Source organism: Inquilinus sp. OTU3971, from assembly GCF_038440215.1.
On the sequence record NZ_JASATH010000001.1, the window covers coordinates 85,186 to 100,935 of the forward strand.

The 15,750-nt window shown below is 65.8% G+C and carries 13 protein-coding genes; 3 read left to right on the forward strand and 10 right to left on the reverse strand.

The features are described from left to right. Nucleotides 1–8 precede the first annotated feature (8 nt). From AAHM41_RS00280 to hisE, 3 genes are all read left to right on the forward strand, one after another. Complete coding sequence (locus AAHM41_RS00280) at nt 9–2,177, forward strand: ABC transporter permease (RefSeq protein ID WP_342234490.1); 2,169 nt, start codon at nt 9–11, stop codon at nt 2,175–2,177. Then, nucleotides 2,174–3,238: an ABC transporter ATP-binding protein gene (locus AAHM41_RS00285; protein ID WP_342234491.1), complete on the forward strand. Its 1,065-nt coding sequence runs from the start codon at nt 2,174–2,176 to the stop codon at nt 3,236–3,238. The genes AAHM41_RS00280 and AAHM41_RS00285 overlap by 4 nt, the downstream gene beginning before the upstream one ends. Before the next feature lie 161 nt (nt 3,239–3,399). Next, complete coding sequence (gene hisE, locus AAHM41_RS00290; protein ID WP_342234492.1) at nt 3,400–3,756, forward strand: phosphoribosyl-ATP diphosphatase; 357 nt, start codon at nt 3,400–3,402, stop codon at nt 3,754–3,756. A gap of 674 nt (nt 3,757–4,430) precedes the next feature. Here the strand turns inward: hisE and AAHM41_RS00295 are convergent. The 10 genes from AAHM41_RS00295 to AAHM41_RS00335 all read right to left on the reverse strand — a co-directional run bounded on the left by AAHM41_RS00295 (nt 4,431) and on the right by AAHM41_RS00335 (nt 15,690). Then, complete coding sequence (locus AAHM41_RS00295; protein ID WP_342234493.1) at nt 4,431–5,768, reverse strand: carboxymuconolactone decarboxylase family protein; 1,338 nt, start codon at nt 5,766–5,768, stop codon at nt 4,431–4,433. Nucleotides 5,769–6,111: 343 nt separating this feature from the next. Continuing rightward, on the reverse strand, nt 6,112–6,420 hold the full coding sequence (locus AAHM41_RS40550) for an enoyl-CoA hydratase-related protein (protein ID WP_446719419.1): 309 nt from the start codon (nt 6,418–6,420) through the stop codon (nt 6,112–6,114). Then, nucleotides 6,405–6,650: an enoyl-CoA hydratase-related protein gene (locus tag AAHM41_RS00300; RefSeq protein ID WP_342234539.1), complete on the reverse strand. Its 246-nt coding sequence runs from the start codon at nt 6,648–6,650 to the stop codon at nt 6,405–6,407. The genes AAHM41_RS40550 and AAHM41_RS00300 overlap by 16 nt, the downstream gene beginning before the upstream one ends. Before the next feature lie 290 nt (nt 6,651–6,940). After that, complete coding sequence (locus tag AAHM41_RS00305; RefSeq protein ID WP_342234494.1) at nt 6,941–7,942, reverse strand: TRAP transporter substrate-binding protein; 1,002 nt, start codon at nt 7,940–7,942, stop codon at nt 6,941–6,943. A gap of 49 nt (nt 7,943–7,991) precedes the next feature. After that, the gene (locus AAHM41_RS00310) at nt 7,992–9,158 is read right to left on the reverse strand and encodes an acetyl-CoA acetyltransferase (RefSeq protein ID WP_342234495.1); all 1,167 of its coding nucleotides are present in this window, start codon (nt 9,156–9,158) and stop codon (nt 7,992–7,994) included. 25 nt (nt 9,159–9,183) lie between these two features. Beyond that, the gene (locus AAHM41_RS00315; protein WP_342234496.1) at nt 9,184–10,248 is read right to left on the reverse strand and encodes a branched-chain amino acid ABC transporter permease; all 1,065 of its coding nucleotides are present in this window, start codon (nt 10,246–10,248) and stop codon (nt 9,184–9,186) included. Between the two features lie 2 nt (nt 10,249–10,250). Continuing rightward, complete coding sequence (locus AAHM41_RS00320) at nt 10,251–11,141, reverse strand: branched-chain amino acid ABC transporter permease (RefSeq protein ID WP_342234497.1); 891 nt, start codon at nt 11,139–11,141, stop codon at nt 10,251–10,253. 11 nt (nt 11,142–11,152) lie between these two features. Then, nucleotides 11,153–13,522: an ATP-binding cassette domain-containing protein gene (locus tag AAHM41_RS00325; protein WP_342234498.1), complete on the reverse strand. Its 2,370-nt coding sequence runs from the start codon at nt 13,520–13,522 to the stop codon at nt 11,153–11,155. Then, nucleotides 13,510–14,325, reverse strand: coding sequence for an ABC transporter ATP-binding protein (locus AAHM41_RS00330; protein WP_342234499.1), 816 nt, complete (start codon nt 14,323–14,325; stop codon nt 13,510–13,512). The genes AAHM41_RS00325 and AAHM41_RS00330 overlap by 13 nt, the downstream gene beginning before the upstream one ends. Nucleotides 14,326–14,364: 39 nt before the next feature. Next, the gene (locus tag AAHM41_RS00335) at nt 14,365–15,690 is read right to left on the reverse strand and encodes an ABC transporter substrate-binding protein (protein ID WP_342234500.1); all 1,326 of its coding nucleotides are present in this window, start codon (nt 15,688–15,690) and stop codon (nt 14,365–14,367) included. Between the last annotated feature and the right edge of the window lie 60 nt (nt 15,691–15,750).

The window sequence follows — 15,750 nt, forward strand, 5'->3', positions numbered from 1 at the left end:
AAGGTCGGATGCTCGGCCTCTGGCTCTCCGCGGGGGCGCTCGGTGTTCTCGTCCTGCCCTGGTACCAGGTCCAGGGCGGCTGGCTCTCCGACGGGCCGGGCGATCCGGCGCCGGCGATCCTGCAGGGCGGGTCCGGCCGCTGGTGGGTGCTGCTGCCGGTCGCCGTCCTTGCGCTCGCGCTTCTGGCCCGGTGCCTCGGCGGCGCCCGCCGTCCGGCGCTCCAGGTGTGGCTCGGCCTCGTGGGGTTGGCCCTGATGCTGGTTCAGGTGCTCGCGGTCGGGGCGGCCGGCTGGCGTTGGCCGGGGCTGCAGGATTGGCTGGGACCGGTGCTGGGGCAACCGGGGCTGGGCCTGGGCGCCGCCACCACCGCCTTGAGTTTTTTGTTCCTGGTGACCTCCGGGCTGGCGGCGCGCGGCTGGATGCGGGGCGACGCCTTCGTCGTCTCCGCCATCGGCCTCCTGATCACCCTGGTCGCGGTCTTCGTCTTCTACCCGGTGCTGCAGATGCTGGCTGGCGGCTTTTCCGCCGCCGGCAGCGCCTCGGGCCTCGAAGCCTTCGCCGGCAACCTTCTGGACCGGAAGATCTGGTCGCTTGGCTGCCTCGCTATGTCCGGCCGCTGCGGCGTGGCCTGGAACACGCTCCTGCTCGCCGTCGCGACCGCCACCGGCACCACGGTGCTGGGGTTGGCCCTTGCCCTGGTCGCGACCCGGACCGGCTTCCGCTTCAAGCGGTCGCTGCGTCTGCTCAGCCTGCTGCCGATCATCACCCCGCCCTTCGTCGTCGGTCTGGCGCTGATCCTGCTGTTCGGGCGATCGGGGGTGGTCACCCAGGCGATCTCCGGCCTCTTCGGCGTGCCGGCCGGGCGCTGGCTGTATGGGCTGCCGGGCGTATGGCTGGCGCAGATGCTATCCTTCACTCCGATTGCCTTCATGGTCCTGATCGGCGTGGTCGAAGGTGTCAGCCCGTCGATGGAAGAGGCGTCGCAGACGCTGCGTGCCGACCGATGGCAGACCTTCCTCAGGGTGAGCCTGCCGCTGATGCGGCCGGGGATCGCCAACGCCTTCCTCCTGGCCTTCGTCGAGAGCATGGCGGATTTCGGGAATCCGCTGGTGCTCGGCGGGAACTTCGGTGTGCTCTCGACCGAGATCTTCTTCTCGGTGGTCGGCGCCCAGAATGACCCGGGCCGGGCCGCGGTCCTGGCCGCCCTGCTGCTGGGCTTCACCCTCACGGCCTTCGTCGCCCAGCGCCGATGGGTCGGTCGCAACCGCTACACGACAATCACGGGCAAGGGCGATTCCGGCGTCCATCCCGGGCTCAATCCGGCGCTCGGTCTCGCCTGTCAGCTCCTGGCGCTGCCCTGGCTCGGCCTGACGCTCGTGATCTACGGCATGATCCTGTTCGGCGGTTTCGTCCGGACCTGGGGCCGGGACCACAGCCTGACCTTCGTTCACTACTCCAGGGCGTTCGGCATCGAGGCCGGCCCTGACGGCTGGCGCTGGATTGGCGTCGCCTGGGGCTCGTTCTGGCAGACGATGGAGATCGCTCTGATCGCGGCGCCATTGACCGCCGCGGTCGGCCTCCTGGCGGCCTATCTTCTGGTGCGCCAGCGCTTTGTCGGGCAACAGATCTTCGAGTTCGCCCTGATGCTGAGCTTCGCCATCCCCGGCACGGTGATCGGCATCAGCTATGTGCTGGCGTTCAACCAGCCGCCGATCGAGATCACCGGCACGGCCATGATCCTCGTCGTCTGTTTCGTGTTCCGCAACATGCCCGTCGGCGTGCGCGGCGGCATTGCGGCGATGAGCCAACTCGACCGCAGCCTGGACGAGGCATCGCTGACGCTCGGGGCCACCAGCCTGGGCACCCTGCGCCGGGTGACCCTGCCGCTCCTGCGCCCTGCCGTGGTGGCCGCGCTCGTCTACGCCTTCGTGCGCTCGATCACCTCGATCAGTGCCGTGATCTTCCTGGTCTCGGCCGAGCACAATATGGCCACGGCCTATATCGTCGGCCTGGTCGAGAACGGCGAATACGGCGTCGCCATCGCCTACGCCAGCGCCCTGATCGTGGTGATGCTGGCCGCCATCGCCCTCATCCAGCTCACGGTCGGCCAGCGCCGCCTGCGGCGCCAAATCCGGATCGGCGGCACGTCCCGCGCCCTGTCAAGGAGCCTGTCATGACCCTGGATCCCCGCGCCGGCGCCGTCGTCTTCGACCGGGTGCGCAAATCCTACGGATCGGTCACCGCCGTCCACGAACTCTCGCTGGAGGTCCAGGCAGGCCACCTGGTCACGCTTCTGGGGCCTTCCGGCTGCGGCAAGACCACGACGCTCCGGATGATCGCCGGGCTTGAGCATCCGACGGGCGGCCGCATCCTGATCGGCGGGCGCGACGTGACGGCGCTGCCGGCCAACGAGCGGAACGTCAGCATGGTGTTCCAGTCCTACGCCCTGTTCCCGCATATGACCGTCCTCGACAATGTCGGCTACGGGCTGACCGCGTCCGGCCGGCGCCGGACCGAGGTCCGGGAGCGGGCGGAGGAGGCGCTCGCTCTGGTCGGTCTCGCCGGCTACGGAGCCCGCCTGCCGGCCGAGCTGTCGGGCGGGCAGCAGCAGCGCGTCGCCGTCGCCCGGGCGCTGGTGCTGGAGCCGCAGGTGCTGCTGCTCGACGAGCCCTTGTCCAATCTCGACGCCCGGCTGCGCCGCCGGGTCCGGACCGAGATCCGGGAGCTGCAGCAGCGCCTGGGGTTCACCGCGGTCTACGTCACCCACGACCAGGAGGAGGCTCTGGCGATCTCCGACCGCATCGTGGTGATGAACGAGGGGAGGGTTGCTCAGGAGGGCGCGCCGCGTGACCTTTATGAGCGGCCGGCCTCGGCCTTCATCGCGGACTTCATCGGCGAGGCCAATATCGTGGCGTGTGAGATTCTGGCTGCGGCCGGAGACACCGCCCGGGTGCAGATCGGCCCGCTCGCGCAGGATCTGCCGCGGCATGGCCTGCAGCCCGGCCCGGCGCGGCTCGCGATCCGGCCGACCGCGGTCGAGCTCGCGCCGGCCGGCGCCGACGGCTTGCCGGGCCGTGTGGTCCATACGGCTTATCTCGGCGATCACGTCGAGTACGAAGTGGAGACCGGCATCGGACGGCTCTTCGTGGTGGATCCCGCGATCGAGCGGGTGATGCCTCCCGATAGCGCCGTCGCCGTGGCCTTCCGCGACCGGGGCATCGCCCTGGTTCCCGGATGAGGCGGCGGCGGAACCGTCTCACCTGCGCGTCGCCGCACTGCGCCCCGGTGGATACCAGGGGCCGCGGTGTGTTCAAGGCCGCAGCTCAGGGGCTCGGAAAAAGGAGCGGCGCAACGCGGTCGGATCGCCGGCCGTGTGGTTGACACTGGGACAATTGCACCATGGATGAACTTTCGGGGTGGGACCGGCTTGCAATCCTGGCGGCCGCGCTGCGGCAGCGCCGACCCCGTATGGAGTTCAGCGCGCGCACCGCGAAGCTGGTCAGCAGCAGCGTGCCGAAGATGGCGCAAAAGCTCGTCGAGGAAGCGGCCGAACTGGCGATCGACGCGGTGCGGGGTGAGCGCCGGCGGGTGATCGAGGAGGGGGCCGACCTCATGTTCAACCTGACGGTGCTCCTTATCGAGCTGGAGGTCGCCCCGTCCGAGATCTGGGAGGAGATGGATCGCCGGGAGCAGCTCTACGGGCTGGCCGAGAAACTGCCCAAGGCGGCGGCGAGGCTCGATCGAAGCGGCGCCTGAGCAGGCAGGGCACCGTCGACGCCCGGCCTGTGACGAAGCACGCCATGAGTCCGAATGATCTGGGAGCGGATATGCGGCATCCGGGCATAGAGCGCCATCATCGGGACGATCAGCAGGCCGATCACAGCCTACCGAGCGGCGAACGTCATTGCCATGCCGACCAGGAGCGATGTCACGACTGTCGGACCGAGCGCCCCCGATGACGGTCAAGCCGTAGCCTTCGGCCGCTCTGCGCAGCGATATGCCACCGATGACGACTGCCGCGACGGCAGTGAAGGGAAAGGAATCGGCGCGGCAGCTTGAATTGCAGCACGTTGCGATGATGGAGATCGTGCTTCGCACCGGACACGGCCGCCACCTGGTCAGCGGGCCCCTCCGTGGCTCGTGCCCCGACGCCTTGCTGCCCTGGAGAGTTCAGTTCATCGCGAGCGACCGTGGCTCGACGTGGGCGACCGGAAGAGACAACGGCGCGGAGCTTGGCGGCGCATCGAGGATCACGGATTCCGTGGCGGCGTTCGGATCGCGACGGGACAAGCAGTCCGCCGGCTGCGGACGGAACGGGCTGATGGCGGCTCCTGAGCCGCGCCCCTCGGTCCGAACCCCATTGCCTGGCTTTTGTACGGTGCCGGTGAGGGGGCCGTGTGCGGCTTGCCCGGCTCCGGAAGCGCAGGTTCTCACAGCCCGCGCTTGTCGATCTCCGCGCTGGCGATCCGGATACCCTGCTCGACGACGGGATAGCCGACATAGGGCAGCAGGTTGAGGAGCGTCTCCATGATCTCGGTCTTTGTGGCGCCGGCGGTGACGGCGGCGTTGACATGGACGCGCAGCGGCGTCTCCATGGTCTTCGATCCAATGGCTGCAAGCGCGGAGCAGGCGGCAAGCTCGCGCATCTTCAGATCGAGGCTGGGGCGAACGAAGATATCGCCATAGGCATGCTCGACAATCAGCCTGCCGATGTCCGGGGCGATGTCGTCGAAGCCGGAGATCACCGCCTGGCCGGAGGCTGCCGAACTTTTCGCCAGCGTGGCCGCGCCGCGGTCGAGACGCGGCTGGCGCGCCTCGGAGGTCACCGCGGAAGCCGCAGTTGCCGGACCCGGCGTGCGCCCGTCGGCCTCCTTGAAGACGGTCTGGGCCAATGTGAAGGCATTCAATGCAGCGGGGAAACCCGAATACACGCTGATCTGGGTAAAGGCCTCGACGATCTCGGTCCGCTGCAGACCGGCGTTCAAGGCGCCTTCAATGTGGAACCTGAGTGCTTCCGTCCGGTTGCCCGTCGCCGCCAGCATCGAGATGATCGCGAGCTGCCGCACCTTTGGATCGAGCGTGTCACGGCCGAGTATGTCGCCATAGGCGAACTCGACTGTCCAGCGCGCCAACTCCGGGGACATCTTCTCGATGCTGCGGAGGGTGGACACGATGTCTCCGCGGTTCAGCCTGGCGATGGCGGCAAGACCGCGCTCGTATCGGTTCACGCCGTCATCGGTGGCCGGCGCCAGCGGCTCGAAGCTCACCTTCCGCTCCTTGAAGATCTCGCGGATCAAGGCGATCGCGTTGATCGGGGAGGTGAAGCCGAGGATGGCGATCGAGGCGAAGACGACTTCCACCAGCTCGCGAGGGCTGCCGCCGACATTGAGGAACCCATGCATGTGGTACTTGAGTTGAGGCTGGGCGCTTCCGCCCGCCATCAAAGCCGATACCGTGACGACCTGGCGCAAGGACAGGTCCAGGCCGGGCCGCGAGAGGATGTCGCCATAGGGGTATTCAACCGTGAAGCGAGCCAGGTCCGGCGCGACCTTGGCGAGATTGTTGACGGGGATATCGTACCCCTCGCCGCCGATCTCCTTCAGAACCTCCATGCCTCGGACATAGCGCTCGTCCGCAGTGCCGTACGCCATCGCGGGGTCCTCTAGGGCGAACCCGCCGGCCGCGACTGTCGCCGCGCCGAACAGGGCAAAGGAACGGCGCGTGCAACTCGGATTGGGCTCATGCTTCTCGTCCTGCTGTCTCGTCATGACGCGCTTCTCCCCACGGATGACGGATTCTTTTTTAGTCAGACAATCTGACCATTATGGTGAATGACTGTCAAGCGAGAGAAGAAAGTCCTGAGAGAATCGGCGGATTCTGGCCCGTGAGGTTCGGCCAATCAGACCCGGATGATCATTATTGTCCGACAGAAATTGCTTCCAGATGGACTCGCAGTCGTGGTCGCGGAGGCGTATGGCTGGTTCAGCTCGAGACGGGTGTCGGCGGTCGCTGAGTCCCTGTGCCAAAGTGCGACGGTGGTCGCGGCGCCGGACTGGATTCTCCATGCGTGCGATCGGGGGATCCGCTGCCACGCTCGCGGCGCGAGCCGCGCTATGATCGAGAGAAGTGCGGGGCTCGCTTCCCCACGACGGCAGCCATATCCTCCCTCTGATCTGGGGGCGCGACCGGCGCGTGACGCATCCGCCGCTCGAAGTGCAAGCCTTCGGACAGTGAGGTGTCGAGGGACCGCTCGACGCCGTGTTTGATGGCCGTCAGGCTTGGCCGCGGCATGAGAGCGACGCATGAGGCGGTGTCGCTTGCTTCCCGGAGAAGATCGGCGGCCGGGACGGCGCGTGTCACGAGGCCGCATCTCTCTGCCGCCTCGGCTGTGCTCCGGCGTCCGGTCAAGCGGAGCTCCATCGCCTTGACCTTCGACGATACGAGGTGAGCCGCTGGGTGCCGCCGGTTCCGAGCGTCACGCCGATTTTGATCTCCGGCAGCCCGAAACGGGCATCGTCCGCCGCAATGACGATGTCATACATCATCGTGATGTCGCGGCCGCCGCCTGGGGCATATCCTGCGACCGCCGCGATCATCGGCTTGCGGCAGCGCCCGGTTCTGCCCGGTGAGCCGGGACATCGTCGAGACAGGTGCCGGGGATGCTTCGGGAGGCCGCCTCCTTGACATCGGCGCCGGCCGCGACGTCTTGTTCGAGCTGGTCAGGACGATGCGGCCGACCTCCGCGCTCATTCACCTCCAGGGCGGCCGTCATCCCGCGACGAGCCGTGCGTTCAAGGCGTTGCGCACATCGCAGCGAGAGCGTGGGCAAAGCGACCCGCCTCTTGGTGACGACGTTGAGATGCATGCATTTCATGAGGAGTCGTCCATCGGGCGGTCTCGGCAGGCCTGGGTTCTGATCCAGGACACGTCGCGGGACCGTCTAACGCGCGTGCAGCCTCCGCTGGAACTCGGCCCAGGTTTGCGAATGTCTTTGCGCGTATCCGGTGACGACCGGCGCGACAGCCGCTCGCCATGGAGCTGTGTCCTGGATTGTGGTGAGCACGGCTCCTTTGCCGGCCATTTGCTTCATGATCGCCGCATCATCGGCGTTCATGCGCTCCCAATTGTCCGAGATCTCCAGCCTCGCGGCATCGAGCAGAGCCTGCCGCCCGCTGGGCTCGAGCGAATCGAGAGCCTCGGTTCGCACGACCAGGACGTAGGTGATCATCATCAGCCCCGGTGCATGCGTCGCCCTGGGCGCCGCCATATCCAGCTGCGAGAGCCAGGCGCCCGGCGACGTGAAGACGCCGTCAAGCGTGCCGCGCGCAAAGCTTGGCTTGAGCTCGGGGATCGGCAGGACAATCGGCTCGGCGCCCAGCCCGTTCATGATGTCCTGATAGATACCGGCTCCGGCCACGCGAATCCTGAGACCTTTCAGATCAGCCACCGCATTCACCGTCCTGTCGCGGAAGACGAGCAACTGGTCGGCGCCGCGCATCAGGCCGATGACACGCAGGCCCTGCGGCCGCGCGAGCGAATCGAGCAGATCGACGATGCCGTCACGGGTCTCGGCCTTTGCCATCATGGTGTCGTCGATGGTGAAGGGCAGGTTGATGAAGCCGAAACGAGGGTCCAGCCGTTCGAGGTTGGAGGCATTGACGAAAGTGAGGTCGGCGTCTCCATTCTTGAGCGCCTCGACCGATGCGAAGCCGGGATGGATCTTCCCGCCCGGATTGGGGTCGATCTTGATCTGACCGCTCGTGTCCCGCGCAACCTGCGCCGCCATGGCGAGAAAGTAGGGCACTCGCGGATGATTCATGGGGATATCGAAGACCAGCCGCAGCGTCTTCTCGACGGTATGCGAACTGGCCTGGGGCGCCGAGGCCAGCAGGCCGAACGACAACGCTGCCGCCCCAGCGACATAGCTCAACAACTTCAGCATGCGACGTCTCCTCCCAGTTGCTCCGGCGATCACGGCCGGTTTTCGCCGCTCAGCGCGTGCGTTCCAGAATGCTGACGTAGTTCGCGACGGCAGCCCCGCCCATGTTGAAGACGCCGGCGAGCCTGGCGCTGGGCAGTTGAAATCCCGCCGCGTTGCCGGTGAGCTGCATTGCACTCATGACATGCATGGAGACGCCGGTGGCGCCGATTGGATGCCCCTTTGCCTTGAGGCCTCCGGAAAGGTTCACGGGCAGACGCCCTTCGGGGGTTGTCCAGCCTTCGAGAACCGCGCGACGCCCCTGGCCGGCAGGGGTCAGCCCCATGGCTTCGTATTCGATCAGCTCGGCTATGGTGAAGCAGTCGTGAGTTTCGACAAAGTCGAGATCCTGGAGACCAAGCTTTGCCTCCCGTAGGGCGTTTTGCCACGCGGTGGAGGCTGCCTCGAAACGCGTCATGTCGCGACGGCTCATCGGCAGGAAATCGTTCGCCTGCGCTATCGCGCGGATCCCGACCGAAAACGGCACGACGGAGGCCGCCTCTTCGCGGCAGAGAACAAGCGCGGCGGCACCGTCCGAAACCATCGAGCAGTCCGTCCGTCGGAGCGGTGGGGCGACATAGGGATTCTGGTCGGACACTGTCGCGCAGAACTCGTAGCCCAGATCCTTCCTCATATGGGCCAGTGGGTTGAGCGCGCCGTTGCGATGGTTCTTGGCGGCGATGTGGGCGAGAACGTCGGATTGATCGCCGTGGCGCTGAAAGTAGGTTTCCGCGATGTGGGCGAACAGACGGGCGAACGAGGCGCCCGCGGTCCCCTCTTCGGCGACGTAGCTTGCGGATAGGAGGGCGCGGCGAACGTCCTCGGCCGGGCTCGCGGTCATCTTCTCGATGCCGATGACGAGAACCGTCCGCGCGTGTCCCGCATTGATCGCCATGACCCCGTGACGCACCGCGGCGGAGCCGGTCGCACAGGCGTTCTCGACGCGCGTTGCAGGCTTGAAGCGAAGGTCCCGATCGGCCTCGAGGGCCAACGATGCAGGAAATCCCTGCGGATCCATGCCTTGATTGAAATGGCCGATGACGATCTCATCGATGTCCGTCGGTTCGAGCCCGGCATGGGAGATCGCATCGCGTGCAACGCGCCGCGTCAGCGATTCGAGCGTCTCATGCTCGAGTTTGCCGAAACGGGTGTGAGCCCAGCCTATGATGTGAGTGAGCATCGCGGCGCCTCCCGTCGCGTCCGGATCAGTAGGGCAGTGGCCAGCGGCGCAGCCGCTCTTTGGCTCTGACGGCGAGGCGGGCCAGCCCGCGCGGCTCGAGGATCAGGAACGCGATGATCAGCGCCCCGAATGTCATCAGTTCGAGATTGGCGGTCATGTCCGGTCGAATGGTCCCGCCGAGCAGGGCCGCGCCGTTGGTGATGGCGACCGGCAGCAGGACGATGAAGGCCGCTCCCAGGAAGGAGCCGAGGATACTGCCCAGGCCGCCGATGATGATCATGAACAGGATCTGGAAGGAACGGTGCAGCGAGAAGGCTTCAGCTTCGATGTTGCCGAGATAAAGGAAGCTCCAGAGCGCGCCGGAGATGCCGCAGTAGGCGGCTCCGACGGCAAAGGCGGAGAGTTTGGCATAGGCGGTGTCGACGCCAGTGAGCGCAGCGGCAGGCTCGTGATCCCGCACGGCCATCCAGGCGCGCCCGACGGATGAGCGGATGAGGTTCTTTGCCGCCAGCGCCAGCGCGACGACCGTGGCCAAGGCGACGAGGTAGCGCGACTCCACGTTGCGGAGCTGGATGCCCGCAAACTCCAGGATCGGCGTGCTGACGATCCCCGATGCCGCGTTCAGGGAGAGCCAGGGAATGTGAGTGCAGGTCCATTCGATGAAGAACTGCGCAGCCAAGGTCGCAACCGCGACGTACAAGCCCCGAATGCGCAGACTGAGCAGGCCGAAGATCATCCCGACGAGGCCTGCAGTCACGCCCGCAAGCAGAAAGGCTATGGGAAAGGGGAGCATCGGCACCCGGGCCACCAGATTGACCGTGGCATAGGCGCCGACCGCCATGAAGCCGGCAGTCCCCAGTGAAAGCTGGCCGGCGTAGCCGGTCGTGATGTTGAGGCCGATCGCGGCCAGCGAAAGGATCAGGAACGGAAGGAGGATCGACCCAAGCCAGTAGGTGCCGGCGGTAAGCGGTAGGGCGGTGGCCGCGAGAGCGACGGTGCCGATCGCAATCCAGCGGTCGAGAGCCCTTGGGAAGAGGGCGGCGTCTGCCGGATAGGACGTCTTCAGCTCTCCTGCATCGCGATAGAACATAATCAGGCCCTCGTCGTCGTTCCGGAGCCGAGCAGACCGGTCGGCCGGAGCAGCAGGACGCCGATGGCCAGCGCGTAGGGGAACCAGTTCTCGATGCCACCACCGACAAGCGGACCGGCATAGACTTCGGCCAGCTTCTCGCTGACGCCGATCAACAGCCCCGCCAAGATCGCGCCGACGATCGAGTTGAACCCCCCGAGGATCATCACCGGCAGCGCCTTCAGCGCGACGAGCGTCAGCGAGAACTGCACGCCGAGCCTCGCGCCCCAGATGAGGCCGGCGATCAGAGCTATGAAGCCGGCGACGCTCCAGACCACGGCCCAGATCAAGCCGAGAGACACGCCGGCCACCTGGGCCGCCTGGCTGTCGTCGGCGACCGCGCGCAGGGCGCGTCCGATCCGCGTGACGCTGAAGAAGAGGGAGAGGGCGATCACGAGGACGCCGGCGATCGCCGCCGTGGACAGGTCAAACTTGGAAACCAGCAAGCCACCGAGCTCCACCGGTTCGTCGGGGATGCCGAGCTCGAGCCCCCGGACCTGCGTGCCCCAGAGCGCCTGCGCGAATCCCTCCAGGAAGATCGACAATCCGATCGTCGCCATGAACAGGATCATGTGATCCTGGCCGAGGAGCGGGCGCAAAACGATGCGCTCGATACCCACCGCAAGCAGCAGCATCGCTGCGAGCGTGGCCAGGAAGGCGGCCCAAACCGGCAAGCCGGCCTCGGTGAAGCCGACGAAGCTCAGGGCCGCGAAGAGCACCATGGCGCCCTGGGCGAAGTTGAAGATGCCGGACGCCTTGAAGATCAGGACAAAGCCGAGCGCGACGAGCGTGTACATCACGCCTGAGAGCAGGCCGCCCACGGCAACCTCGAGAAAGAATTGGAATTCGAGCATCGCGTCCTCGTTCAGATCCCCGCTGCGCTGATTTTGGACGAGCCCAGATAGGCGGCGATGACCTCCGGATCGCGGGCGACGGCAGCCGGTGTGTCGTCGGCGATCTTGCGGCCGTGGTTGAGGACGATGACGCGGTCGGAAAGGCCCATGACGACACCGATGTCGTGCTCGATGAGCACGATCGTGGTGCCGAAGCTCTCGTTCACGGCGCGAATGAAGCGGCACATCTCCCGCTTCTCCTCTTGCGTCATGCCAGCCATCGGCTCGTCGAGGAGGAGCAGGCGAGGCTCGGTCGCCAGTGCCCTGCCCAGTTCGACGCGCTTCTGCACGCCATAGGGAAGCGTCGAGACCGGTGTCCGACGGATGTGTTCCAGGTCGAGGAAGGTGAGAATTCGCTCCACCTCTATGCGTTCTGTGCTCTCGGCTGCGATGGCCGACGGCAGCCGAAGCGCCTGGGACAGAAGCGGGGTCTTGAAGTGGGATGAGCGGCCGACCAGCAGGTTGTCGAGCACACTCATGCCGCCAAAGAGCGAGACATGCTGGAAGGTGCGGCCGATGCCCGAGAGCGCCGCGCGGGACGCACGCATGCGCGTTCGAACCTTCCCGCGGAACGTGATCGTCCCGGTGGTGGGACGGTACAGCCCGTTGATCACGTTCAGCAGCGAGGTCTTGCCGGCGCCGTTCGGACCAATGATCGAGAGGATCTCGCCGGCCGTTACGCTCAACGAAACGCCCGCCAACGCGTGGACGCCGCCAAATGCGAGGTTGACGTCCTGAAGATCGAGGACGGTCTCGGAGGCGGCCGGCTGCCGGCGCGAGGTCGCGCGAGCCGAGATCGGCCGTGCGAAGGGCGTCGTGGTGGTTTGGCGTCGTACCGCGCCGTCAAGGGTCAACTCGTCGCTCGAGAAGCCGTGGGGCAGGATCTCGAATCCGACGATGACATGGGCCTGGAGGGCTGGGTCGGCCGTCAGGAGGGCATTGATTTCGTCGATCCGGCCCTGGATGAGATCGTGGATCTCGGAGGCCGCCGCGGATGTTTCCGGTTTCGACCTGGCTGTCTGCCTGTCTCCGACCAAGCGCGCGACGGCCGCCGTGTCCAGCGCGAGGCGAACCGAGACGCCGGCGGCCGTCGGCACGGCCAGCGCCCGTTCGATCTCAGGATACCCTCGCAACAGCGCTTCGATCCTCGGCAGGACCGCGCTGTCGCTCGCCCGTGTCCCCGGCGTCCGTTCGGCTGTCGGCTGGATCGAGCCGTTCGAAGCATCGTGGTCGGTGAAACGTCCACCCGAATGTGTCTCCAGCCGTCCCATGACAATCGGCACGCCATAGCTGCGAAGTCTGGCTTCGGCGTCCGGCGCGAGGATCTCGCCCGTCGCGATCGCGATCCGGCAGCGGCCGAGGCCGATGCCGTTGAGGAGGGGGGCTGCAAATAGCAGGCGCGATCCCGGCAGGCCTCGACGCGCGGCTGCCTGTAGGGCGCGCGACATTGAACCGGCCGCCGACAGACGGTCTCGAACATCTCGATCGATGAGCTCGAAGGCACGGGCGGGAGCAACGAGATAGGTGGGCGCCACATCCTTCAGATCTATGGCGAAAGTCGATGGACCCTCGACGCAGTTGACGCAGAACCCGGCCAGCAGTGGTTGCACGATCGATACCGACGCGTCGTGGATATCCGACATCGGCAGGAACGCCATGGCTTCATCCGCCGCAGAGACGCCGAAGCGCTGCAGAGTCTCGCGTGCGCCGGAGATCAACGCGGCGTGACTGAGCAGGACGCCGCTGGGCGGACCGTTCACGCCACGGGTGTGAACCAGGAGCGCAGGTGTGTCACCCGAGATCGTGACCCCACCCGGGGCTCGTGCGGAAGAGACGCGGGCGACGGCGGTTGCTTCGTCCAGTTCGGGAATCGTCAGCACCCTCGCGCGCGCCCAACCCGGGGCGATGGCCGCTGCAAGTCTTGCGTTCTCGCCGTCACAAAGGATCAGGGCCGGCGTCAAGCCCGGCGCGCCGTAGCGCTCGAGAAAGTCGATGCTCAGCGGAGCGGCATAGCCTGCGAGTGCTTGCGCCGCCACGACGGCCGCATAGAGTTCGGGCCTGTTCTCCCCGATCGTGATCAGAGGGCGGTCGGGGCCGACACCATAGCTCGCGAACACGCGCGCGAACCGGCCGACCTGATCGGCATGCTCAGAGAATGAGCGCTCGTGCCAGATGCCGCCGCGTTTGTGCCTGAAGACGGCATGCCGCCCCTGACGGGCCACGATGCCGTGCAGCAGGCCAGGCAGGGTCTCGGTCGAGCCGAGGGGAAGCGCGGCCGCATTCTCCGGATCCGCTGTGGCAGGAGCGGCTTTTGAAATTGCCGTCACCGTCATGACAGCCATCTGCGGCGGCTGCGGGGCAGGGAGGCGACGAGGTGGTCCCTTGACCCTTCTCCACTGAGACCGAGATAGGAGGTGCGAATCTCGGAGGTGGCCATCAAGGTCGCCGCGGTGCCGTCGCGAACAACGCGGCCGTTCTCAATGAGATAGCCGTGTGTGGCATAGCGCAGCGCGATCGAGGCATTTTGCTCGGCGATGAGGAAGGTCATGTCCTCGTCGTCATTCAGCCGCTTGATTGATCTGAAGATGTCTTCGACGAGCATTGGAGCGAGACCCATGGATGGTTCGTCGAGCAGGACCATGCGCGGACGTGCCATAAGCGCGCGGCCGATGACGCACATCTGCTGCTCGCCACCCGAAAGCAGGCCTGCAGCCGACCGGCGTCGTTCCTTCAGCCGCGGGAACATCGCGTAGATACGATCGAGGCTGGACGCGATCGCATGGTGCCCGTCGCGGCGCGAGAAGGCTCCGATCCTCAAATTCTCCTCGACGCTGAGAGTGGAGAAGCAATGTCGGCCTTCCATGACCAATGACAGTCCGAGCGAGGCGAGCTCGGATGGATCGCGGTGGTCGATGCGGGCTCCGTCGTAATAGATGGTCCCCTTGGTCACCTCGCCCCGCTCCGATCTGAGCAGATTGGCGATCGCCTTGAGTGCCGTTGTCTTGCCGGCACCGTTGGCGCCGAGCAGCGCGACGACACCCCGGTGGGGGACATTCAGCGACAACGACTTCAGGACGAGCGCCAAGCGTCCATACATGACGTCGATGGCGTTGACGGCGAGCAGCGGCTCGTGGTTCTGCGACATGGCGCGGCCTCGCGGGTGTGACCGACTGTCGGTATCGCGTCAGTTCACTTCCTTCGCGCAGTCGCGCGGGATGAGGCCCTTCTCCTTGGCGTATTGAGCGGCGGATTCTTCGACAAGCGGCCTGACCATGTCTTGATCGGACTTGATCCAATCCGAGATCGCGACCCACTTCGCTCCGTCCCATTGCTGGAAGCGGATGCCTCCGTTGCCCTCATGGTCGGCGCAGGTGACTGTGATCTCGGGCATCAACCCGTCGAGGCCGAGTTCCTGGATGCGGGCCTTGGTCATCACGAGATGCTCGAGGCCCCAGCGCACTTCGTCGCCGGTGAGCGGCCTGTTGCCGAACCTCATCATGGCCGTTCGCATGGCTTCGGTCAGGATGATGCCATGGAGGACGCCACGGACATAGTAGACCGAGCCGATCCGGTTCGTCTCGACATTGCCCAGACCGCGCGCGTAAACGAACGCCCTGATGTCGTCGAAGACGGGATAGTTCGAGCCCGTCGCGTGAAATTGCGATGTGATGAAGCCCTTCGCGGAGTCTCCGGCGGGTATGACGTCCTCCTCCGAACCAGACCACCACCAGCCGATGATCTTGTCGCGCGGGATCCCGGCGCGGGCGGCTTCCTTGACGCCCGTCGGCGTGGCCGCCCCCCACCCTCGGAAGAGAACCCAGTCGGGTCGATATTGACGAACTTGCAGCCAGACCGCCTTCTGGTCGAGGCCTGGCGGCGCGATTGCGAATGTCTTGACCTCGAAGCCGTAGCGCTCTGCCTGCTTATCGAGAATGATCTGGGTTTCTCGCCCAGCGGCGGAATCCATGACAACATTGGCTATCTTCTTGCCCTTCAGCTTGTCCAATCCGCCCTCTTTCTCCGATATATAGCGGACTGTAGCCGTGCTCTCGCTCCAGTAATTGGATACTACCGGAAAGAAGTACGGAAATACTCTTCCATCAGAGGAATCCGTACGCCCGTAGCCGATGGTGATGCTCGGGATCTTGTCGGCCGTCATGCGATCAATCAGCGCATAGACCCCACCGGTGCCTGAGGGTGTGAATGCAGCTGCGCCGGTGGCGCCTTTGGCTTTCTGCCGCTCATAACACTCGATCATTCGGTCGGGTTGATAGCCTGTCTCGCACTCTTCGAAGACGAGTTTGACGCCGTTCACACCACCGTCGCGCTCGTTCACGAGGGCGAGATAGTCGGCGTAGGCGCCGTAGATGCCCGATCCGCCGGGCGCGTAGGGGCCGGTCCGATAGATCGCGACCGGAACGAACTGTTCTCCCGCTTGCGGCTGCGCCTCGGCCGTCAACGTCATCGCGACAATGGCAATGGCGACGGCGCCAGCATGGTGGATCCCCATATCGTCCTCCCTGAAACTGTCATTTTTATCTGATAGTCCGACGATAATTCCATTGGTCAC